Genomic DNA, 19147 nt, shown 5'->3' on the forward strand with positions numbered 1-19147 from the left:
GGCGCCACTGACCGGCCGCTGACGAACGGCTGTCAGCCGCCGAGCAACGCGGTCAGCGCGGTCAGCGCGGGATAGGGGAGCGACACCCCGCGCCCGTGCCGGACCTCGGGTTCGCGCGGGTTGATGCGGATCAGCGCGCCGGTCACGGCGGAGGCCAGCTCGGCGTAGCGGCGCACGGTGGGCACCGCGCGCCCGGCGCCCAGCTCGACGACGACCGCGCCCCGGTTCGCGCGCCGCCACTCGTCGAGCGCGCGCATCTGGGCGTCCGTGCGGGCGGACACCCAGTCGAAGTCGCCGAACATCAGGATGTTCGGCCGGGCCAGGCCACCGCAGTTCGGGCAGGACGGCAGCGGCGGGCGGGCGCGCATGGTGGATTCGTCGACGCCGGGGGAGAACTCCGCGGGCCAGATGTCCGGGCCGCACGGAACGGTGCACTGCAGGTGGTGGATCGAGCCGTGCGCCTCGGCGACCAGGCCGAACCCGGCGCGCTGGAACTGGCCGTCCACATTGGACGTGAACACCGCGACGCCGCCGGGCAGCCGGGAGCCGTGCCGCAGCAGCAACCCGAACCCGGCGTGCGGTTCGGTCCGGCGGTACAGGTCGAGCCGGTGGCCGTAGAAACCCCAGGCCAGCTCGGGGTCCTCGGCGAAGTGACGCGGGTCGGCGATCTCGGCGAAGCTCAGCCCGAGCCGCGCGTACGGCGGATAGGCCCGCCAGAACCCCTCGTCGCCGCGGAAGTCCGGGAGGCCGGAGTCGACGCCCATGCCGGCGCCCGCGCACACGAGGAGCGCGGACGCGCCGGCGAGCATCTCGGCGGCCTCGGCAAGGCCGTCGCCGGACATCAGTCGAGCGGGACGACCTCGAACTCCAGCAGGTTCGCCCCGCTGGCCACCGGCCGTGAGCTCTGGCCGGCGTGCGCCTCCTTGGCCGGGCCGCTCGCCCAGGCCTGGTAGGCCTCCTCGGACTCCCACTTCGTGTAGACGAAGTAGCGGTTCTCGCCGGCGACCGGGCGCAGCAGCTCGAAGCCGAGGAACCCGGGCTGCCCGTCGACCGAGTGGGCCCGGTTCGCGAACCGCTTCTCCAGTTCGGGGCCCGCGCCCTCGGGGACCTCGATCGCATTGATCTTCACGACTGCCATGGCCTCAGCCTACCCAGCCCACGTGGCTATGCTGGGACGTAATGGGGATCACAGGGGAAGATCGCAAGCTGGCCCGGGGGCTCGCCGGGGACCTGCGGAAACTCGTCCAGACGGCCGCGCTGGTGGTCGAGGAGGACAACCCGGCCGAGGAGCTCATCGGCCGGATCACCGGGCACCTCGGCGTCGGGTTCCGGCAGATCGTGCTGGTCGGCCAGGACTTCTCGCCGTGGGAGCACGTGAACGTGCACCGCGGCGTCGAGGCCTACCTCGCCGAACGCGGCGGTGAGCCGGAGTGGTTCGGCGTGACCGGCGCGAACCGGCTGCACGAGGAACTGACCGGGATGCTGTCGTCCGCGCGGCGGCACGGCGCGTTCGAGCTGGGCGCGGTCGACATGGCGACCGTCGCGATCGGACCGGAGGAGACCGCGGAGGTCGTCCAGTTCGGGCTGGTCCTGACGACGGCCCCGGACGGCGGGCCGGTGGTCGTCGCGCTACGCGGGCCGAACCCGCAGCACGGGCCGTCCGCGCTGTCCAAGGTCGAGGTGCTGGCCGGTGACCGCGCGGCGGCCGGGGCGGTCCGCGACCGGATCGAACAGCTCGCCCGTGAGCACGACGTGCTGCGCGGCCAGGTGCTCGCCTTCGGCAGCAGCGAGTACCGGGGCAACGAGCTGCTGACGTTCCTGCCCCGCCCGAGCCCGACCGCCGAGCAGGTCGTGCTGCCCGAGGGGGTGCTGCCCTCGATCGAGGAGCACATCGTCGGCATCGCCGAGCACGCCGACCGGCTGCGCGCCGCGGGCCAGCACCTCAAGCGGGGGCTGCTGCTGCACGGGCCGCCTGGCACCGGCAAGACGCACACCGTGCGCTACCTGCTGAGCCGCCTGTCCGGCAGCACGGTGATCATCCTGACCGGCGCGGGCATGCGGTTCCTCGGCAAGGCGGCCGAGCTGGCCCGGCGGTTGCAGCCGTCGATCCTGGTGGTCGAGGACGTGGACCTGGTCGCCGAGGACCGCACCATGCCGGGCGGTGGCGGCGTGCTGCTGTTCAGCCTGCTGGACGCGATGGACGGGATCGGCGCGGACGCGGACGTCACGTTCGTGCTGACGACCAACCGGCCGGCGGCGCTGGAGGCGGCGTTGCGGGACCGGCCGGGGCGGGTCGACCTGGCGGTGGAGATCCCGCGGCCGGACGCCGAGGGGCGGCGCAAGCTGTTCGAGCTGTACGGCCGCGGGGTGGACCTGGTGGCGGACCTGGAGCCGGTGATCGCCGAGACCGAGGGCGTGACCGCGTCGTTCGTGAAGGAGTTGCTGCGCCGCGCGGTGCTGCACGAGATGCGCAACGGGGTGGACGGCGAGCGGGTGCGGGTGGGCGACAAAGCGCTCGCGACGGCGTTGCGGGCCATGCAGGATTCGCGGAACTCGCTGACCAGGTCGCTGCTCGGCAGCTGATTCAATGGGCGCCGTGAGCGTCGTGGACTTCGGTGGCGAGGGCCGTCCGATCGTGTTGCTGCACGGGCTGATGGGCCGGGCGCGCACGTGGTGGCGGGTGGCTCAGTGGCTGCGCCGGTACGGGCACGTCGTGGGCCTGGACGCCCGCGGGCACGGGCGCGGGCCGCGCGGCGGGCCGTGGACGACCGAACAGTTCGTCGCCGACGCCGCAGAGGTGGTGCGGTCGCTGGGCGGACCGGCCGTGGTGATCGGGCACTCCATGGGCGGCCTGCACGCGTGGGCGCTGGCCGCCGCCGAGCCGGAACTGGTGCACGCCGTGGTGGTCGAGGACATGGCGCCGGACCAGCGCGGCAAGACGGTCGAGACGTGGCGCGGGTACTTCGAGTCGTGGCCGGTGCCGTTCCAGTCGCTCGCGCACGTGCGGGACTTCTTCGGCGAGACGGGCGAGTACTTCACCGAATGCGTGGAGGAACGCGCCGACGGCTACCACCTGATCGCCGAGCTGGACGATCTGTACGAGATCGCCGCGGAGTGGGGGCGGCGGGAGTACTGGTCGCTCGTGGACGGCGTGAAGTGCCCCATGCTGGTGGTGGAGGCCGAGCACACGTTGATGCCGGCCGGGCAGCAGGCGGAAACGGCGCGGCGGGCCCAGCAGGGGCGGCACCTGGTGGTCCCCGGAGCCGGACACGTCGTGCACGACTCGCAGCCGGAGATCTACCGGGGCGCGGTGGAGGCGTTCCTGTCCGAGGTGCTGGGGCGGTAGGCGCGCGTCACCGCGCGGACAAGCGCTCCAGCGCCGCCCGGCTCTCGTCGTCCGCGGGACGGTAGATCACCAGCAGCTGCGCCGCGTCGCGAAGTGGCGTGAGCGTTTCGAACTGCAGGGCGATGTCCCCGGCTTCGGGGTGCCGCACCACCTTCTGGCCGCGGCCGTCGACCTTGACGTCCCGTTCGGCCCACCACCGTGCGAAGTCCGCGTCGCGCCTCACGCATTCGGTGATCAGGTCCGTCAACGCCTGGTCGTCCGGATGCGCCGCCCAGGCGGCACGCAGGTGCGCGATCCCCTCCCGCACGACGCGTTCGCGGTCGACGTAGAGCTCACGGGTCTTCGGGTGCAGCAGGCACAACCACATCGCGTTGCGCTGCGACGGCGGAAGGGTGTCGAAATCGAGGAGGAGCTTCGCCATCAGGCCGTTCCAGGCCAGGATGTCGTAGCGGTGGTTCATCAGCATCGCGGGCAGCGGGGCGAGGTCCTCGACCAGCCGGGCCAGCTGCGGCGCGGCGGCGGAGGCGGGTTCGCCGGTGTCGCGGGGGCGCTGCCGGGTCAGGTCGAACAGGTAGGCGCGCTCGTCGGGGGCCAGGCGCAGAGCCTGGGCCAGCGCGTCCACGACCTCCGCCGATGGCCGCAGCCCACGGGCCTGCTCCAGCCGCACGATGTAGTCGACGCTGATCCCCGCCAGCTCGGCGACCTCTTCCCGGCGCAACCCCGGGGTCCGCCGGGCCCGCCGCCCCGGCGGCAGGCCGAAATCGCGCGGCTCCAGCCGTTCGCGACGGCTGCGCAGGAACGCGGCCAGCTCCTGCGCGGGGTCCACGGCGCGAGTGATCACGGACGGTCCAACAGCCCGGGTAGGACCGGTGTTCCCAGGAAACCGGTTCCCTTACCCCCGGCCCGCCGTGCCCACAGACTCGTCCACGGCAACGGATCACGAGCACTGGAGGACACGATGCCGCTCACCCTCGACACCTACCGCCTGCTGGGCCGCTCCGGCCTGCGGGTCTCGCCGCTGGCGCTGGGCACCGCGACCTTCGGCACGGAGTGGGGCTGGGGCGCGGAGCCGGACGACGCGCGCAAGTTGTTCGACACCTACGTCGAGCGCGGTGGCAACTTCATCGACACCGCCAACACCTACACCGACGGCAGCTCCGAACGCCTGCTGGGGGAATTCACCCGGGGCAACCGGGAAAGCCTCGTGCTGGCGACGAAGTACACGACGCTGCGCCGTCCCGGCGACCCGAACTCCGGCGGCCCGCACCGGAAGAGCATGTTCACGTCGGTGGCGGCCAGTCTGCGACGGCTGAACACGGACTACCTCGATCTGCTCTACCTGCACGTGTGGGACGACACGACTCCGGTGGAGGAGATCCTGCGCGCCATGGACGATCTGGTCCGGCAGGGCAAGGTCCTGCACGTGGCGATGTCCAACGTCCCGGCGTGGCAGGTGTCGCGCATGCAGGCGATCGCCGACCTGCGTGGCTGGTCGCCGCTCGTCGCGCTGCAGATCGAGTACAACCTGGCGCAGCGCACCGGGGAACGCGACTTGATCCCGATGGCACGTGAGCTGGGCTTGGGCGTGATTCCGTACTCGCCGCTGGCGGGTGGGGTGCTGACCGGCAAGTACCGCCGCGACGACGGTGCCGGGGAGAGCACCCGCCGGAGCTTCAACGCCGATCTGGGCCTGGTCACCGAGCGCAACCTCGCCATCGCCGACGTCGTGCAGGAGGTCGCCGCGGAGCTGGGGTGCACTCCCGCCCAGGTCGCGCTCGCCTGGACCCTGCGGACCCCGGGTATCACGGCGCCGATCATCGGCGCTCGCACCACCGCCCAGCTGGAGGACAACCTCGGCGCCCTGGCGGTCGCCTTCAGCCCCGCCCAGCTGGCCCGGCTCGACGAGGTCAGCGCGATCGACCCCGGCTACCCGCACGCCCTGCTCGCCAGTGACCACATCCGCGCGGTCACCACGGGCGGTCTGAAGATCGACAACCGCCGCTGAGCTACCGATGTTCGCCCGGGAGCGCGAACCGGCCGTCCGCCGTCTGCTCCACCAAACCGTCCACCAGCAGCGAATCCAGGCAGCGGTCCCGCTGGCCGGTGTCCGGCCAGACCACGTCCAGGCTCGCCTTCCACACCGGCTCCGGCGTGCCCCGCAGGACGTCCAGCAGCAGGCCGCGCACGTGGCGGTCCGTCCCGGCGTACTTCTGCGTCGCCTTGGCGGGACCCTGGTACGCCGGGCGGCCGGCCTTCTGCCAGGCGCAGTCGTCGTACACCGGGCAGTCCGCGCAGCGCGGCGAACGGGCCGTGCACACCACCGCGCCCAGCTCCATCAGGGCCGCCGAGAACCGCGCTGCTCGGGCCTCGTCGCGCGGCAGCAGCACCTCGACGTCGGCCATGTCGCGGGTGTTCGACGGCGGGCCCGCGCCACCGGCGCCGTGCACCGCCCGCGCCACCACGCGCCGCACGTTCGTGTCCACCACCGGCGCCCGCTTGCCGTACGCGAACGCCGCCACCGCCCGCGCCGTGTACGCCCCGATGCCGGGCAACGACAACAGTGTGTCCACATCGGACGGCACCACGTCCCCGTGCTCGGTGGCGATCGCCGTGGCCGCCGCGTGCAGGCGCAGCGCCCGCCTCGGGTAGCCGAGCTTGCCCCACGCCCGCAGCACCTCGCCCTGGCTCGCCGCCGCCAGCGCCGACGGCACCGGCCACCGCGCCAGCCACTCGTGCCAGATCGGCTCGACCCGTGCGACCGGCGTCTGCTGCAGCATGATCTCGCTGACCAGCACACCCCACGCGGTGCACTCCGGCCGCCGCCACGGCAGGTCCCGGGCGCACGAGTCGAACCAGTCGATCAGCAGTTCGGAGTCGATGGGCACCGAACCAGCGTAAGGGTCACTCCACCTCGGAGATCTTGCCGGTGGTCACGTCGTAGACGAACCCGCGCACCTTGTCCACGTGCGGCAGGTACGGGCTGCGCTTCACGCGCCGCACCGACCGGCGCACGCTGTCCTCGACGTCGCGGAACGCCTCGACCGACCACGTCGGCCGCACCCCGCACTCCGACTCCAGCTCGTCCTTGAAGTCGTCCTCGGTGACCGACGAGACGCCGCAGCCGGTGTGCTGCATGATCAGCACCTCTTCGGTGCCCAGCTTGCGCTGCGACAGCGCGAGCGAGCGGATCACGTCGTCGGTGACCACGCCACCGGCGTTGCGCAGGACGTGCACCTCGCCCTCGCCGAGCCCGAACACGTCGCCGACGCGGATGCGGGCGTCCATGCAGGTCAGGATCGCCACCTTCAGACCGGGCCGCGCGTTGGAGCGGTCGCCCACGGTCTCGGGGTGGTCCTGGTTGCGCTGGAGCAGGGTGTCGATCGCGGTCAAGAATGCCTCCCGGGAGATTGTCCGGATTTCATTCCACCGGACTCATCAAGACCCCGCAATGAGAGAGATCACGGCCCGAACCAGTGCTGCTCCATCGTGCGCGGCGGCGCGGACGTCGTGCCGATCCGCAGCTGCGTGTTGAGCGTGATGATCCGCGGCTTGACGTGGTCCCCGGAGGACAGCAGCAGCTTGCCCGCCGCGCGGCCCTTCTCCAGCACCGGCTGGTGCACGGTGGTCAGGCCGGCGCGCTCCGCCTCCGCGATGCCGTCGAACCCGGTCACCGTCAGGTCCGCGGGCACCCGCAGGCCGCGGCGGTTCGCCTCGGCCAGCGCGCCGAGCGCGAGGATGTCCGAGGTGCAGATCAGGGCGGTCACCTGGGGATGCGCGTCGAGCAGGTGGCGGGCCGCGGCGGCGTCGTCGTCCACGGTGTGCTCGAACCGCTCCACCACCGGCACGGCCGACCAGTCGACACCGACCTTCGCGAACGCCTTCGCCAGCGCCTCCAGCCGGGCGCGCTGCACGTGGAAGTGCGCGCTCTGCTGCCGGTCCAGGTAGGCGAACCCGTCGTTGCGGTCGCGCGCCAGCCGCATGCACAGCACGCCGATCTGCCGGTGCCCGAGCTGGATGATGTGCTCGGCGAGCGCGGTGACGGCCGTCGTGTCGTCGGGGCCGACCCGGTCGACGCCCTCGATGCGCGGCTGGTCGATGATCACCGTCGGCACCGGGCGGGCCAGCACGGCGCCCAGGTGCGGGTCGTCGTCCGGCACCGAGTACACGACGAAACCGTCCACACCGGCGCGGTGCACGGCGGCCACGTCGTCGCGCCCGGGGCTGGCCGGCACGAGGTGCAGCCCGACGCCGGCGTCCTCGCACGCCAGCGCGAGCCCCTCCAGCACGCCGATCGCGGCCGGGTCGCGGAAGGCGTAGGACAGGTTCTCGGTGAGCAGCAGGCCGACGGCACCGGCCTTGCGGGTGCGCAGCGACCGCGCCACCGGGTCGGGGCCGGGGTATCCGAGGCGGCGGGCGGTTTCCAGCACGCGCTTGCGCAGTTCGGGTGACAGCTGGTCCGGGCGGTTGTAGGCGTTGGACACGGTGGTCCGAGACACGCCGAGCTCCGCGGCGAGCGACGCCAACGTCGCCTGTCGCCTCATGCGCATAGGACGCCCCATGAGGGAACCGTAACGGTTCAGAACGGAGTCGTGAAGTCGAACGCCGTCCGTGCGGCGTGCGCCACTGCGCAACGTCACGTTCAAGCGGCGGTAACCGAGCCGGTGAGATCGTCACCCGTTCAGGTAAGGTGAACCCGAAAACCGTTTCCAATAGCGCTGTCGGTGCTTCCCACCTCGTACTTCAGGAGTGCTCGCGATGAGTTTCCCCCGCCTGATCGGTCTCGCGTCCGCCGCGACGGCCCTCGTCCTCGGCCTCACCGCCTGTGGTGGGGGTAACACTGGCAGCGACGACACCGGCGGCTCCGGCGGCAAGATCAACGTGGTCGCCTCGACGAACGTCTGGGGCAGCGTGCTGTCCGCGGTCGGCGGCGACCAGGTCGCGGTCACCTCGATCATCGACGACCCGAGCGCCGACCCGCACTCCTACGAGACCACCCCCGAGGACGCCATCGCCGCGCAGAACGCGCAGCTGACCCTGGCCAACGGCGGCGGCTACGACGACTTCTTCGGCAAGCTCGCCGACCAGGCCGCGAACGCCCGCAAGCTCAACGCCTACGAGATCGGCGCGACCGGCGACGAGAACGAGCACGTCTGGTACAGCTTCGCCACCGTCGCCAAGGTCGCCGACCAGGTCGCCGCGCAGCTCGGCCAGATCAAGCCGGACGCCGCGCAGACCTTCACCACCAACGCCACGAACTTCAAGTCCCAGCTCGACCAGCTCACCACCAAGGCCGAGCAGATCGGCACCGCCCACCCGGACACCAAGGTCCTGGTCACCGAGCCGGTCGCGCACTACCTGATCGAGGCCGCCAAGGTCACCGACGCCACCCCGGCGGAGTTCTCCGAGGCCATCGAGGAGGAGACCGACGTGCCGCCGGCCGCGCTGGCCGAGTTCAACTCGCTGATCACCGGCAAGCAGGTCAAGGCCCTGATCAACAACGAGCAGACGGTCACCCCGGTCACCGAGCAGGTCGTCGGCGAGGCGACCCGCGCCGGCATCCCCGTGGTGGGCGTGACCGAGACGCTGCCCGCCGGGACGACGGACTACATTGCCTGGATGACCAGCGAAGTCGACGACCTGGCGAAGGCACTGAACTCTTGAGCCCTGCTGTCGAGATCTCCGGCGCGACCCTCGCGTTCGGTTCGCGCACGCTGTGGTCCGGTCTGGACCTCGCGGTCGAGCCCGGCGAGTTCGTCGCCGTGCTGGGGCCGAACGGGTCGGGCAAGACCAGCCTGCTGAAGGTGCTGCTCGGTCTGCAGCACCTCTCGCGTGGCAGCGTGCGCATCAACAGCGATCACCCGGTCGGGTACGTCCCGCAGCAGAGGGCGATGGCCGAGGCGCTGACGCTGCGCGGGGTCGACCTCGTCGGGCTGGGGCTCGACGGGCACCGCTGGGGCACCGGGCTGCGTGGACTGGCCGAGCGACGGCGGCGGGTGTCCGCCGCCGTCGCGGCGGTCGGCGCGCAGTCCTACGCGAAGCAGCCGGTCGGCAAGCTCTCCGGCGGTGAGCAGCAGCGGCTGCGCGTGGCGCAGGCGCTGGTGGCCGCGCCGGACGTGCTGCTGTGCGACGAGCCGCTGCTGTCGCTGGACCTCGCGCACCAGCGCGCGGTGAGCGAGCTGATCGACGCCCGCCGCCGCGAAGCCGGTACCGCGGTGCTGTTCGTGACCCACGAGATCAACCCGATCCTGCCGTACGTGGACCGCGTGCTGTACCTGGTCGACGGCCGGTTCCGGATCGGCCCGCCGGAGGTCGTGATGACCTCCGAGACGCTGTCCGAGCTGTACCGGGCGCGCGTGGAGGTCGTCCGCGTCGGCGGCCAGATCCACGTCGCCGGTGCCCGCAGCGCGGTCTGCGAGGACGAACCCCACCACCTGGACGAGCGCGTTTCGTGAGCACCGAAGGTTCCCGCTGAACATGGACAAGCTCTTCGACTTCGGTCTGACGGCGCAGCTGCTCGGGCTGCCGTTCGTGCAGACCGCCCTGCTCGCCGCGGCCGTGCTCGGGCTCGTCGCCGGAGTGCTGGGCCCGCTGATCGTGACCCGGCGGATGTCCTTCGCCGTGCACGGCACCGCCGAACTGGCCTTCACCGGCGCGGCCGGTGCGCTGCTGCTCGGCGTCGGCGTCGAGTTCGGGTCGCTGGCCGGCGCGGTGATCGGCGGGGTGCTGCTCGGCCTGCTCGGCGGGCGGGAGTCCGATCGCGACTCGGTGATCGGCGCGATCCTGTCCTTCGGGCTCGGTCTCGGCGTGCTGTTCCTGTGGTTCTACCCGGGCCGCGCGGCCAACAAGTTCGGCATCCTGGTCGGTCAGATCGTGTCGATCGAGACGACCAACCTGATCGTGCTGGTCATCGCTGCAGTCGCGGTGCTGCTGATCCTCGCGGCGATCTACCGGCCGCTGCTGTTCGCCAGCGTCGACCCGCACGTCGCGGCCGCGCGCGGGGTGCCGGCGCGGACGCTGTCCGTCGTGTTCGCCGTGCTGGTCGGCGTCGCGACGGCGCTCGGCGTGCAGATCGTCGGCGCGCTGCTGGTGGTCGCCATGATGGTCACCCCGGCCGCCGCGGCCGTGCGGCTCACCGCGAGCCCGTGGAAGGCGACCGTGCTGGCCGTCGTGTTCGCCGAGACGGCCGCGCTGGGCGGCATCGTCCTGTCGCTCGCGCCGGGCGCGCCGCTGAGCGCGTTCGTCACCGCGATCGCGTTCACGATCTACCTGGTCTGCCGCCTGATCGCCTACCTGCGCGACCGGGCCGCCCGCGTCACCGAATCGGATGCTGCTGCAGTTGCGCCTGCAGCGCCGTGAGGAACTCGTCGGTCAGGAACGGCAGCTGACCGCTGGAGACGTTGCGCTCCACGGTCTCCAGCACGATCACGTCCGAGTTGACGAACATCCCGATCGCCTGGTCCCGGCTCGTCTTCGGGGTGAAGTAGGCGAGCATCGTCAGGTTCGCGAACCCGGCCGCCAGGTACCGCGAGGACGCCTTGGTGAACGAGTCGCCGTAGAACAGGGTCTTCTGGTTCACCGTCGAGGACATCGGTGAGGCGAACCGGTAGGACGGTGTCTCGATGTCGGTGATGGTCTGCCCGGCCCGGTCGACGATGCCGTCCGGGCGCAGGTCGTAGAGCACGTTCGTCTTGTCGGCCTTCTTGCCCAGCAGCGGCGGCAGGTCCGCGGCCACGGTGTAGGTGCCGATCTGCTTGCTCTGCCAGGTCGCGGTGATGCCGGGCTGCACGGCCTCGGCGACCGCGCGGGTCATCGCCAGTGAGCCCTCGTCGGTCCAGTGCGTGTCGTTGGACGGGTAGACCGGCCGGTTGACGCGCCGCGCCTCCGCCGTCAGCGCCGGCCGCAGGTCCACGGCGCCGGCCGCGTCGATCTGCTGCCAGGTGGGCGCCTCCGCGGCCCGGTGGCACTCCCGGCCCGGGTAGCTGGACGGCAGGTTCTCCGGGACCATGGTGGATTTGTCCGGCGCCACGACCCACACGAACTTGCGGCCGGACGCCTCGATCATCGTGCGCAGCCGGCCCATCCGCTCCAGCGTGTCGGACAGCATCCGGACCGGGGAGCACTTGGCCTCGGCGTCGTAGCCGAAGTACAGCCAGCCGTTGCGGCCCTCGATCACCTGCCGGTAGCCGGCCTGGTCGAGCGGGCCCGAGGTGGTGGGCTGGTCGGCCTCGCCCTGCGTCTGCGTCGGCGGCGGGCTGCCGGGCAGGGGACCGGTTTCGGTGGTGCCCGCCTGGTCGCGTGGCGGGGTCTCGCCGAAGAAGGTGCGGCTGACCCAGTCCGCGGCGTCGATCGCGGCGCCGCGGAAGGTGAGCTGGTCGGTGGCCCAGCCGGGCAGGCTGGTGAAGAACGCCCAGCCGTCGCCGATGCTGGGGAAGCTCGCCAGGTGCCGGTTCTCGATCTCGGCGGGGCGGGCGCCGAACACCCACAGCAGCGCCGGGGTCGTGAAGAACACGATCGCGCTGATCAACGCGGTGAGCTGCCGGCCGCCGTGCCGGGGCCGGTGCAGGGAGTGCTCGCGGGGCAGCCACGCCTCGTGCACCGCGGGGAGCTGCTGCGGTTCGTGCGCCACGCGGCCACGGTAACGGTTCACCTAGTGCAGCATCAGCAGAACCTGCAACTCGCCGACCACGAACCCGATCACACCGCCGACCGCGATCAGCTTCCACTCCTCCTGGCGGAACGCCGGGCGCAGCAGGTTCTCGTAGTCCTCGGGCGTGAGCGCGAGCATCCGCCGTTCGACCAGGTTCGCCAGGTCCATCGCCTCCACCAGGTACGGCTCGGCGCTGCGCAGCAGGTACGGCATCTGCGCGAGCGCCCCGGCGGCCGCGGTCTCGGTCATCTCACGCAGCCGCTCCCCGCCGACGGTCGCGGACACCAGCGGCCGGATCAGGCCGACCTGCTCGTCGACGGCCCGTGCCACCACGCGCCGCACGAGCGCGGCGAGCCGGTCGGCGCGCGGGCCGGTGAGCAGCTCGTCGAGGAGGTTGGGGACGGTCAGCACCTCGCGGGCGATGATCTCGCCGTACTGGCGGGCCACCTCGGCCTTGCGGCGCTGGAACTTGCCCTGCAGCGTGATCGGCCCGATCTTCACCGGGCGGCGCGGCAGGAAGATCATCTTGATGGCGAGCCAGTCGGTGAACAGCCCGATGGCCCCGCCGAAGGCGGGCAGCACCCACGGGTTCTTCGTCAGCGCCCACACCACCGCCTGCACGACGCCCAGGACGAACCCGAAGTAGATGCCGCAGCGGGCGATGAACGCCATTTCCGGCCGGGACGTCTCCCGGATGAGCCGCACCAGCAGGGCGCGGTCGCGGGTGAGCCGTTCGACCGTCATGTGCTTGACGTCGAGCACGCCGTCGAGGTTGGTGCGGATCTCCTCCAGCAGCTCCCGCACCAGCTTCGGCGAGCCGGCCTGCAGCTGCTTGACGATCAGGTCCTGCGCCATCGGCGGCAGCGACTCCCACAGCCGCGGGTGGTGCCGGGCGAGCACGTCGCGGGCCAGGGCGTCGATCGCGCGCAGCAGCGGCTGTTCGATCTCCCGCACCAGCCGGTCGGGCTGGATCCGGCCGATCACCTCGCCCAGGTCGATCAGGTTCTTGGTGAGCAGGTCGGTGGCGATCGCCGCCATCCGGCCGCCGTGCTTGGGCACCACGCCCTGCCAGCCGAAGATCGGGCGGATGCCGACGAAGTCCAGCGGGCGGAACATCATCTCGATGGCCACGCGCTTGGTGACGTAACCGATGAGGGCGGCGATGAACGGGATCGCGGTGTAGAGCGGCCAGTGCTGCGCGAAGTCGGCCAGCACCGCGTCCATCCGGCCACCCCCTCGGAAATCCTGGCCGCGAGATTAGTGGAGGAGCAGGATCGCCTGAAGCTCGCCCACGAGCCCGCCGATGATCGCACCCACGGCGATCAGCTTCCACTCGTCCTGCCGGAACGCGGGCCGCAGCAGCTCCTCGAACTCCATCGGGGACAGCTGGCGCATCCGGTCGACGATCGTGTTCCGCACGTCCAGGGCGTTGACCGCGTACTCCTCGGCGTACCGGATGGTGTCCGGCACCCGCTCGGCGGCCTTGAGCGCGGCGGCCTGCTTCATCTCCTGCCACTTGCGGGTGCCCACCGCGGCCGCGACGAGCGGTTTCACGACGCCGGCCTGCGCGTCGATGGTCCGCTGCACCTCGCGGCCGATCAGGTGGAACAGCCGGTCGGCCTTCGGGCCCTTGAGGATGGCCTCCAGGAGGTTCGGGATGGTGATGATCTCGCGGGCGATCATGTCGCCGTAGTCGGCGGCCACCTGGTCGCGGCGTTTCTGGAACACGCCCTGCCAGGTGTAGAGGCCGAAGAACTCGCGCGGCTCGCGCGGCAGGAAGATCATCTTGAGGGCGAGCCAGTCGGTGAACCAGCCGATGCCGAGGCCGAACAGCGGCATCACGATCGGCGACTTGGTCAGCGCCCAGACGACGAGCTGGACGCACCCGAGGGCGAAGCCGAACACCAGGCCGGAGTTCGCGATGAACCGCATCTCGGGGCGGGAGATGTCCCGGATGAGACGGTTGAGCAGGCTCTTGTCACGCACCAGGTTGGTGATGACCATGTTCTTGAGGTCGAGAACGTCCTCGATGTTGTCCGACAGCTCCCGCATGATCTTCGCGATCACCTTGGGCGCCTCGGCCTGGACGCGGCGCAGCAGCAGTTCCTTGGCGCCGGTGGGCAGGGCCTCCCACAGCCGCGGCTGGTACTGCTCCATGACCTCCTCGGTGATCTCCTCGACCACCTGCAGGAGGGGCTGCTCGATTTCCTTGGCGAGCTGGTCGGGGTCGAGCCGGGCGAAGATCTCCTTCGGGTCGACGAGGTTGCTGGTGAGCATGTCGGTGGCGGTGGCCGCCATGCGTTCGGCGTTGGCCGGCAGGACGCCCTGCCACCCGAGGAACGGTTTGATCCCGACGAACTCGATCGGCCGGAACATCATCTCGATCGCGACGCGCTTGGTCACGTAGCCGATGAGCGCCGCGATGAACGGCATCGACACGTAGAGCGGCCAGTGTTCGGCCAGGTCGGCCACGATCTCCTGCAGTTGCACCGGCCCCTCCTCGCGACTCCCGCCGAACCGTATCCCAGCCGTTCCGGGGGAGGCGCGGACCGGATTCAGTTGATCTTCGATAATGTGTCACCCGAAAGTATGGAAACCCAGGTCCAATAGCACTAAGGTGCCCGCATGCCTCCTGCCGAGTCCCAAGATCCCATCGCTGGTAATCCCCTGTTCCCGCTCGTGTTCCGCGGCTACGACCGGCCGCCGGTGGACGAGAAGTTCGCCCAGCTGACCGCCGAGCTGAAGGAGACGTCCGTCTCCCGTGACGAGGCCCTGTCCTCGGTCGCCGAGCTGACCCGTGCCCTGTCCTACGCCCAGCAGGAGCTGAGCGAGGCCAAGCAGGCGCTGTCGCGGATGGCGAGCGACCCGTCGAGCGCCGCCACGATGACCGAGCGCGTGCGCACGATGATGACGCTCGCCGAAGAGGAGATCGCCGAGCTCAAGAACCGCGCCGAAGCGCAAGCCGACGACATCCGCGCCGCGGCCGACAAGTACGACCTGGACACCCGCAAGGCGGCCGACAAGATGGTCGCCGAGCGCGAGGCCGAGCTGGCCAAGCGGCGCGACGACCTCGAGCTGGAGTTCCAGGAGCGGCACACCGCGCTCACCACCGAGCACGAGAACCTCATGGAGCAGGGCCGCGCCGAGATCGCGCGCCTGAACGAGGAGGCCGCCGAGGAGCGGGCCCGCCTGGACGCCGAAGCCGCCGACGCGCGTGCCAAGGCCGAGCGGGAGACCGCCGAGGCGCTGGCCCGCAAGACCGACGAGGTCGAGACGGCGCTCGCGCGCAAGACCGAAGAGGTCGAGACCGCGCTGGCCCAGAAGACCAAGGAGGTCGAGGAGCGACTGGCGAAGGACACCCGGGAGACCGAGGAGCGCCTGGCGAAGCTGGTCGCCGAGACCGAGGCGAAGATCGCCAAGGACACCGAGGAGACGGAGACCCGCCTGGCGAAGATCACCGCCGAGACGGAGTCGCGTCTGGCCAAGCAGACGTCCGAGGCGGAGACCCGGGCGAGCACCCTGGTCGCCGACGCGGAGCGCCAGCTGTCCGAGGCGCAGCAGGCGCGCACCGAGGCGTTCGAGTTCCGCCGCGAGGTCACCGAGCGCCTCACGGCCACCCACTCGGCCCTGCAGGAAGCACTGGAAACCCTAGTCCCAGCCGACGACCGCACCCCCGTCGCCTGAGGATTTTTTCAGCTGAAAGCGCTGGCGCGCTGTGCGCGCCAGCGCTTTTTTTCTTCGGCGCGCGCGCCAGGCTTTTTGAACAAACCCGAGCTGGGTGGTCATCCCGTCGCCTGACACGTGACGATCACTTTGAGCCAGGCCCGCAACCCACGCTCTCTCCGGCGGCCGGGTACCCAACCTTGCGGGCCTGGCTCAAAGTGATACACACAAACCGGAAGGCGACGGGATGACCACACAGCGACCACCTGCCCGAGGTGAGCCGACAACGGTCCCCCGTCATCCCGGAGCCTGCCCGTCCGGCGAGGACATCTTTTGATCTTTAGAGGTGACGTTAGGCAGGCGAAGAGCCCGCCCTCCGGGCGGTAAAACCAGGGCGCCTACGGCGCCGAACGGTCACCTTACGACCACCCCCGCCCCCGATGCCTGATTGTGTTTCGGTCGCCGAGCAGGCGTGTCAAGGCGGGAAAGAGTACCTTGACACGCCTGGTCGGCGACCAAAGATCGGCTGTGGATCGGGGGCGGGGGAGGTCTGGTTGGGGTAGTCGGTGCTGTTGCGTTGCCGGCCGCCGGTCGTGCAGGTTGGTCGGCCCATTCGCTAAAAACTCTTCCCTCGCCGACCTCTGCTGCTCCGTCAGCCCCTGTTTCGCCGCCGGCGCTTCTTCCCCCGCCGGCCCCTCTTCCCCTACCTCAAATCCACCCTCTGCTAAGCAATTCCCCCTTGAACCGCTCGTAATTCTCTTCCAGCGCATCCCGTTCCGCCGGGTCTGGCTCGATCAGCGTTTCCTCTCCGCTGATCATCTCCGCGGCCTCGGTCAGTCCTCCCGGCAGTACCGCGGCCGCCGCGAGCATTGCTGCCCCGTAGCCCGTCTCGGCCTGGGGGGAGATCCGCAAGTCCATCCCGTTGACCGTCGCCCGGATGCGTGTCCACAAGGGACTTCGGCTGCCCCCACCGGCAGCGACCAAGGGGCCGCTCACCGGCACCCCCAGCTCCCGCAACCGCTCCAACGCCAACCGCTCGACGAACGCCACGCCTTCCAGCCGCGCGCGGTGCAGTTCCACCTCGTCCCGTGGCTCGCCCAGCACGAAGCCCCGCGCGTCCGGGGTGACGAACGGGAAGCGCTCTCCGGCTCGCTTCAACGGGTAAGCCACCACGCGCGCCGGGCCCAGTCGCGCCGCCGCTTCGTCGAGGTGAGCGAGGTTGGGCACGCCGGCCACCGCCTCGCCGCCGGTGTTCGACGCCCCGCCCGGCAGCCACCAGCCGTCCGGGTGCCGGTGGCTGTACATCGCGCCCGAGGGGTCTCGCACCAGCTGCTCGGTGACCCCCTTCAACACGTACGTCGTGCCCAGGATGCCCACGAAACGGCCCGGCGTCACCGCACCCGTCGCCAGCTGGCCGGCGCAACCGTCGGTCATGCCGGCCACCACCAGGCACCCCTGGGGCAGGCCGGCGACCGCGCGAGGCAGCTCGCCCAGCACGGTCGTCGGCCGCACGACCTCGGGGAGCCAGTCCACCCCGAAGTCGAACACCTCGGCCGCCCACTCCTCGCGCAACGGGTCGTACCCGCTCTTCAGGGCATGCGAGGAGTCGGTCGCCACCGGGCGGCCGAGGAGCTTCTCACCGATCAGATCCGGCGTGTGCCGGACCCCGGCCGCGCCGGGAAAGGCACGCCGCAACCAGTTGATCCGGCCCAGCGCCGCGGTCGGGGACACGCTCATCCCCAGCTCGCGCCACCGCTGCGCGCCCACCGCCGCCGCCTTCGCGTTGTCGTCCGCGCCGCGACGGTCGTCGTACATCAGGGCCGGGCCGAGCGGCTCACCCCGGTCGTCGACCGCGACGATCGTGCCCGACGTGGCCGACACCGCGACCGCCCGCACCGGCCCGGCCTCTGCGGTCACCCGGCACAGCACCGCCTCGACCGCGGGCCACCACGACCGCGCGTCCTGTTCGCTGCGGCCGGACTCGTCCCGGACCGGGGCGGGCAGCGGCGCCGAAGCCGTTGCCCGCACCGAACCGTCGTCGCCGACCGCGAAGGCACGCACCCCCGCGGTCGCGACATCGACACCGACAACCGTCACGGGCGAGCCACCGTCACGTCCTGCAGGCTGACGTCCTCGTCGATCGCCTTCCGCGTGGTCTCCGGCAGCTTCAGGAACCGGGTCAGCACCGCCGCCACGATGTAGAGCGCCGCGAAGATGATCACCACGCCCGCCGCGCCGGCCGGACCGAGGAACAGCGACACGATCGCGGGCCCGACGAACGCCGCGGCACCGGCGCCGAGGTTCAGCAACGCCATCGCACCACCCTTGTTCTCCGGCGCGAGCGACGGCAGCAGCGCCGAGATCGGCACGAACCCGGCCAGCGTCGCACCGTAGAGCGCGCCGACCAGCAGGGCCACCCAGTAGTAGTCCGCGCCCAGGGCCGTCGGAACGAAGTACAGCAGCAGGATCGAGATCGCGCAGCCGATCGCGCCGAACCAGAAGATGGTCCGCTGCCAGCCGATCTTGTCCGAGGCCACGCCGAAGATCAGGTTGAAGAAGATGTTCGTGCCGTAGATGACCGACACCAGCAGCAGCCACCGGCCCTCGCCGAACCCGATCTGGTCGGCGAAGATCGTCGGGAAGAACACCAGCATGCCGAACTCCGGCGCGGTGTTGATGATCCGCACGATCATGCCGACGCCCACCCGCGGGTTCTTCCACGCGATCGACACGCTGGACACCAGGCTCTGCACGGGCTTGACGCCCTCCGGGGCGAGCCGCGTGAAACCGGTCCGCTCGCGCACGCCGAGGACGCACAGCAAGCCACCGGCGGCGAGGATGCCGACGGACAGCCACAGCGTGCCGTAGTGGCCGAGCACCGGGTTGGTGAAGCTCGCGACCAGCGAGCCGAGCGTGGGCAGGCCGCCGGTGAACGCGAAGTAGAACCAGCCGACCGCGGCGCCGAGCCGGGCGACCGGCGCGACCGCGGTGATCCACACCAGGAACCCGAACGCGAACATCGGGTAGCCGAAGCCGCGGATGCCGTAGGTGATCAGCATCAGCGGGTAGTTCTCGCTCGGCACCGCCACGGCGAGGAACAGCACGTCGAACACGAGCCAGATCGCCAGGCCGATCCACATGACCCGGCGCGGTCCCCACAGCTCCGACAACGCGCCGGACAGCCAGGACGCGAGCATCACGGCCACGCCGTATGCGGTGATCACATAGGACGCGTGAATTTCGGTGCCGGCGCCGTGGTCGGCCATGAACGGGGCGATGAACCCGGACTCCACGCCGTCGCCGACCATGAACAGCAACAGGCCGACATAGCCGAGGAACAGCGGGGCCGGCAGCCCCCACCTGGTGAGAAGCCCCCGGAACCCCCTGTCCGGCTGGGACAACCTCGATGTTGCCGTCTGCGTCATCACGCCCTCCATGAGTCTCGAACTCAAGTTATCATGGAGCACGTGAAATTAACACGCAAGGGTGTG

18 protein-coding genes are annotated in these 19147 nt (G+C 70.9%); 7 read left to right on the forward strand and 11 right to left on the reverse strand.

Going from position 1 to position 19147, the window contains the following annotated elements:
- Positions 1-32: 32 nt before the first annotated feature.
- Together D0D28_RS08050 and D0D28_RS08055 are read right to left on the reverse strand one after the other, a co-directional pair.
- The gene (locus tag D0D28_RS08050; protein ID WP_094005646.1) at positions 33-842 is read right to left on the reverse strand and encodes an SIR2 family NAD-dependent protein deacylase; all 810 of its coding nucleotides are present in this window, start codon (positions 840-842) and stop codon (positions 33-35) included.
- Positions 842-1138 carry an antibiotic biosynthesis monooxygenase family protein gene (locus D0D28_RS08055; RefSeq protein WP_020417072.1) on the reverse strand — a complete coding sequence of 99 codons (297 nt, stop codon included), beginning with the start codon at positions 1136-1138 and terminating at the stop codon, positions 842-844. The genes D0D28_RS08050 and D0D28_RS08055 overlap by 1 nt, the downstream gene beginning before the upstream one ends.
- A 41-nt stretch (positions 1139-1179) precedes the next feature.
- On the opposite strand from D0D28_RS08055, the gene D0D28_RS08060 reads away from it, so the two are divergent.
- The gene (locus D0D28_RS08060; RefSeq protein ID WP_116110223.1) at positions 1180-2583 is read left to right on the forward strand and encodes an AAA family ATPase; all 1404 of its coding nucleotides are present in this window, start codon (positions 1180-1182) and stop codon (positions 2581-2583) included.
- Between the two features lie 4 nt (positions 2584-2587).
- Complete coding sequence (locus D0D28_RS08065) at positions 2588-3346, forward strand: alpha/beta fold hydrolase (RefSeq protein WP_116110224.1); 759 nt, start codon at positions 2588-2590, stop codon at positions 3344-3346.
- 7 nt (positions 3347-3353) lie between these two features.
- Here the strand turns inward: D0D28_RS08065 and D0D28_RS08070 are convergent, their stop codons facing one another.
- Positions 3354-4187 carry a helix-turn-helix transcriptional regulator gene (locus tag D0D28_RS08070; protein ID WP_116110225.1) on the reverse strand — a complete coding sequence of 278 codons (834 nt, stop codon included), beginning with the start codon at positions 4185-4187 and terminating at the stop codon, positions 3354-3356.
- A 117-nt stretch (positions 4188-4304) separates the two neighbouring features.
- Between D0D28_RS08070 and D0D28_RS08075 the strand changes: the two genes are divergently transcribed.
- Positions 4305-5351 carry an aldo/keto reductase gene (locus D0D28_RS08075; RefSeq protein ID WP_116110226.1) on the forward strand — a complete coding sequence of 349 codons (1047 nt, stop codon included), beginning with the start codon at positions 4305-4307 and terminating at the stop codon, positions 5349-5351.
- Position 5352: 1 nt separating this feature from the next.
- Here D0D28_RS08075 and D0D28_RS08080 read toward each other — a convergent pair whose 3' ends face one another.
- The 3 genes from D0D28_RS08080 to D0D28_RS08090 form a co-directional block, all read right to left on the reverse strand.
- Complete coding sequence (locus D0D28_RS08080) at positions 5353-6231, reverse strand: A/G-specific adenine glycosylase (RefSeq protein WP_116110227.1); 879 nt, start codon at positions 6229-6231, stop codon at positions 5353-5355.
- A 16-nt stretch (positions 6232-6247) separates the two neighbouring features.
- Positions 6248-6736, reverse strand: coding sequence for a beta-class carbonic anhydrase (locus D0D28_RS08085; protein ID WP_094005651.1), 489 nt, complete (start codon positions 6734-6736; stop codon positions 6248-6250).
- A gap of 68 nt (positions 6737-6804) precedes the next feature.
- Positions 6805-7905, reverse strand: coding sequence for a LacI family DNA-binding transcriptional regulator (locus tag D0D28_RS08090; protein WP_116110228.1), 1101 nt, complete (start codon positions 7903-7905; stop codon positions 6805-6807).
- Between the two features lie 196 nt (positions 7906-8101).
- Between D0D28_RS08090 and D0D28_RS08095 the strand changes: the two genes are divergently transcribed.
- From D0D28_RS08095 to D0D28_RS08105, 3 genes are read left to right on the forward strand one after another with little or no spacing between them, the layout of a single operon-like run.
- Positions 8102-9007: a metal ABC transporter solute-binding protein, Zn/Mn family gene (locus D0D28_RS08095; RefSeq protein WP_116110229.1), complete on the forward strand. Its 906-nt coding sequence runs from the start codon at positions 8102-8104 to the stop codon at positions 9005-9007.
- Positions 9004-9798 carry a metal ABC transporter ATP-binding protein gene (locus tag D0D28_RS08100; protein ID WP_116110230.1) on the forward strand — a complete coding sequence of 265 codons (795 nt, stop codon included), beginning with the start codon at positions 9004-9006 and terminating at the stop codon, positions 9796-9798. The genes D0D28_RS08095 and D0D28_RS08100 overlap by 4 nt, the downstream gene beginning before the upstream one ends.
- Positions 9799-9820: 22 nt before the next feature.
- Positions 9821-10702 (forward strand): metal ABC transporter permease, encoded by an 882-nt coding sequence (locus D0D28_RS08105; RefSeq protein ID WP_116110231.1) that lies wholly within the window; start codon positions 9821-9823, stop codon positions 10700-10702.
- Here D0D28_RS08105 and D0D28_RS08110 read toward each other — a convergent pair.
- From D0D28_RS08110 to D0D28_RS08120, 3 genes are read right to left on the reverse strand one after another with little or no spacing between them, the layout of a single operon-like run.
- Positions 10659-11972: an alginate O-acetyltransferase AlgX-related protein gene (locus tag D0D28_RS08110; protein WP_205413205.1), complete on the reverse strand. Its 1314-nt coding sequence runs from the start codon at positions 11970-11972 to the stop codon at positions 10659-10661. The two genes, D0D28_RS08105 and D0D28_RS08110, sit on opposite strands and share 44 nt — an antisense overlap.
- A 21-nt stretch (positions 11973-11993) precedes the next feature.
- Complete coding sequence (locus D0D28_RS08115) at positions 11994-13217, reverse strand: DUF445 family protein (protein WP_094005657.1); 1224 nt, start codon at positions 13215-13217, stop codon at positions 11994-11996.
- A 33-nt stretch (positions 13218-13250) separates the two neighbouring features.
- A complete protein-coding gene (locus D0D28_RS08120; protein WP_094005658.1) occupies positions 13251-14483 on the reverse strand; it encodes a DUF445 domain-containing protein in 1233 nt (410 codons plus the stop codon).
- 135 nt (positions 14484-14618) lie between these two features.
- On the opposite strand from D0D28_RS08120, the gene D0D28_RS08125 reads away from it, so the two are divergent.
- Complete coding sequence (locus tag D0D28_RS08125; protein WP_233157281.1) at positions 14619-15677, forward strand: hypothetical protein; 1059 nt, start codon at positions 14619-14621, stop codon at positions 15675-15677.
- A 687-nt stretch (positions 15678-16364) separates the two neighbouring features.
- Here D0D28_RS08125 and D0D28_RS08130 read toward each other — a convergent pair.
- A complete protein-coding gene (locus tag D0D28_RS08130; RefSeq protein ID WP_116110233.1) occupies positions 16365-17753 on the reverse strand; it encodes an FGGY-family carbohydrate kinase in 1389 nt (462 codons plus the stop codon).
- On the reverse strand, positions 17750-19081 hold the full coding sequence (locus D0D28_RS08135) for an MFS transporter (protein ID WP_198958234.1): 1332 nt from the start codon (positions 19079-19081) through the stop codon (positions 17750-17752). Before D0D28_RS08135 ends, D0D28_RS08130 begins: the two co-directional genes overlap by 4 nt.
- Positions 19082-19147 lie beyond the last annotated feature (66 nt).

It is taken from the genome of Amycolatopsis ruanii, assembly GCF_003385175.1.
GTDB classification, from domain to species: Bacteria; Actinomycetota; Actinomycetes; order Mycobacteriales; family Pseudonocardiaceae; genus Amycolatopsis_E; species Amycolatopsis_E thermalba.

What these genes read in the sequence shown, in the direction of transcription:
- D0D28_RS08050 (WP_094005646.1), bottom strand. Translation starts at nt 842, where the DNA reads ATGTCCGGCGACGGCCTTGCCGAGGCCGCCGAGATGCTCGCCGGCGCG.
- D0D28_RS08055 (WP_020417072.1), bottom strand. Translation starts at nt 1,138, where the DNA reads ATGGCAGTCGTGAAGATCAATGCGATCGAGGTCCCCGAGGGCGCGGGC.
- D0D28_RS08060 (WP_116110223.1), top strand. Translation starts at nt 1,180, where the DNA reads ATGGGGATCACAGGGGAAGATCGCAAGCTGGCCCGGGGGCTCGCCGGG.
- D0D28_RS08065 (WP_116110224.1), top strand. Translation starts at nt 2,588, where the DNA reads ATGGGCGCCGTGAGCGTCGTGGACTTCGGTGGCGAGGGCCGTCCGATC.
- D0D28_RS08075 (WP_116110226.1), top strand. Translation starts at nt 4,305, where the DNA reads ATGCCGCTCACCCTCGACACCTACCGCCTGCTGGGCCGCTCCGGCCTG.
- D0D28_RS08090 (WP_116110228.1), bottom strand. Translation starts at nt 7,905, where the DNA reads ATGGGGCGTCCTATGCGCATGAGGCGACAGGCGACGTTGGCGTCGCTC.
- D0D28_RS08095 (WP_116110229.1), top strand. Translation starts at nt 8,102, where the DNA reads ATGAGTTTCCCCCGCCTGATCGGTCTCGCGTCCGCCGCGACGGCCCTC.
- D0D28_RS08105 (WP_116110231.1), top strand. Translation starts at nt 9,821, where the DNA reads ATGGACAAGCTCTTCGACTTCGGTCTGACGGCGCAGCTGCTCGGGCTG.
- D0D28_RS08115 (WP_094005657.1), bottom strand. Translation starts at nt 13,217, where the DNA reads ATGGACGCGGTGCTGGCCGACTTCGCGCAGCACTGGCCGCTCTACACC.
- D0D28_RS08125 (WP_233157281.1), top strand. Translation starts at nt 14,619, where the DNA reads ATGCCTCCTGCCGAGTCCCAAGATCCCATCGCTGGTAATCCCCTGTTC.
- D0D28_RS08135 (WP_198958234.1), bottom strand. Translation starts at nt 19,081, where the DNA reads ATGACGCAGACGGCAACATCGAGGTTGTCCCAGCCGGACAGGGGGTTC.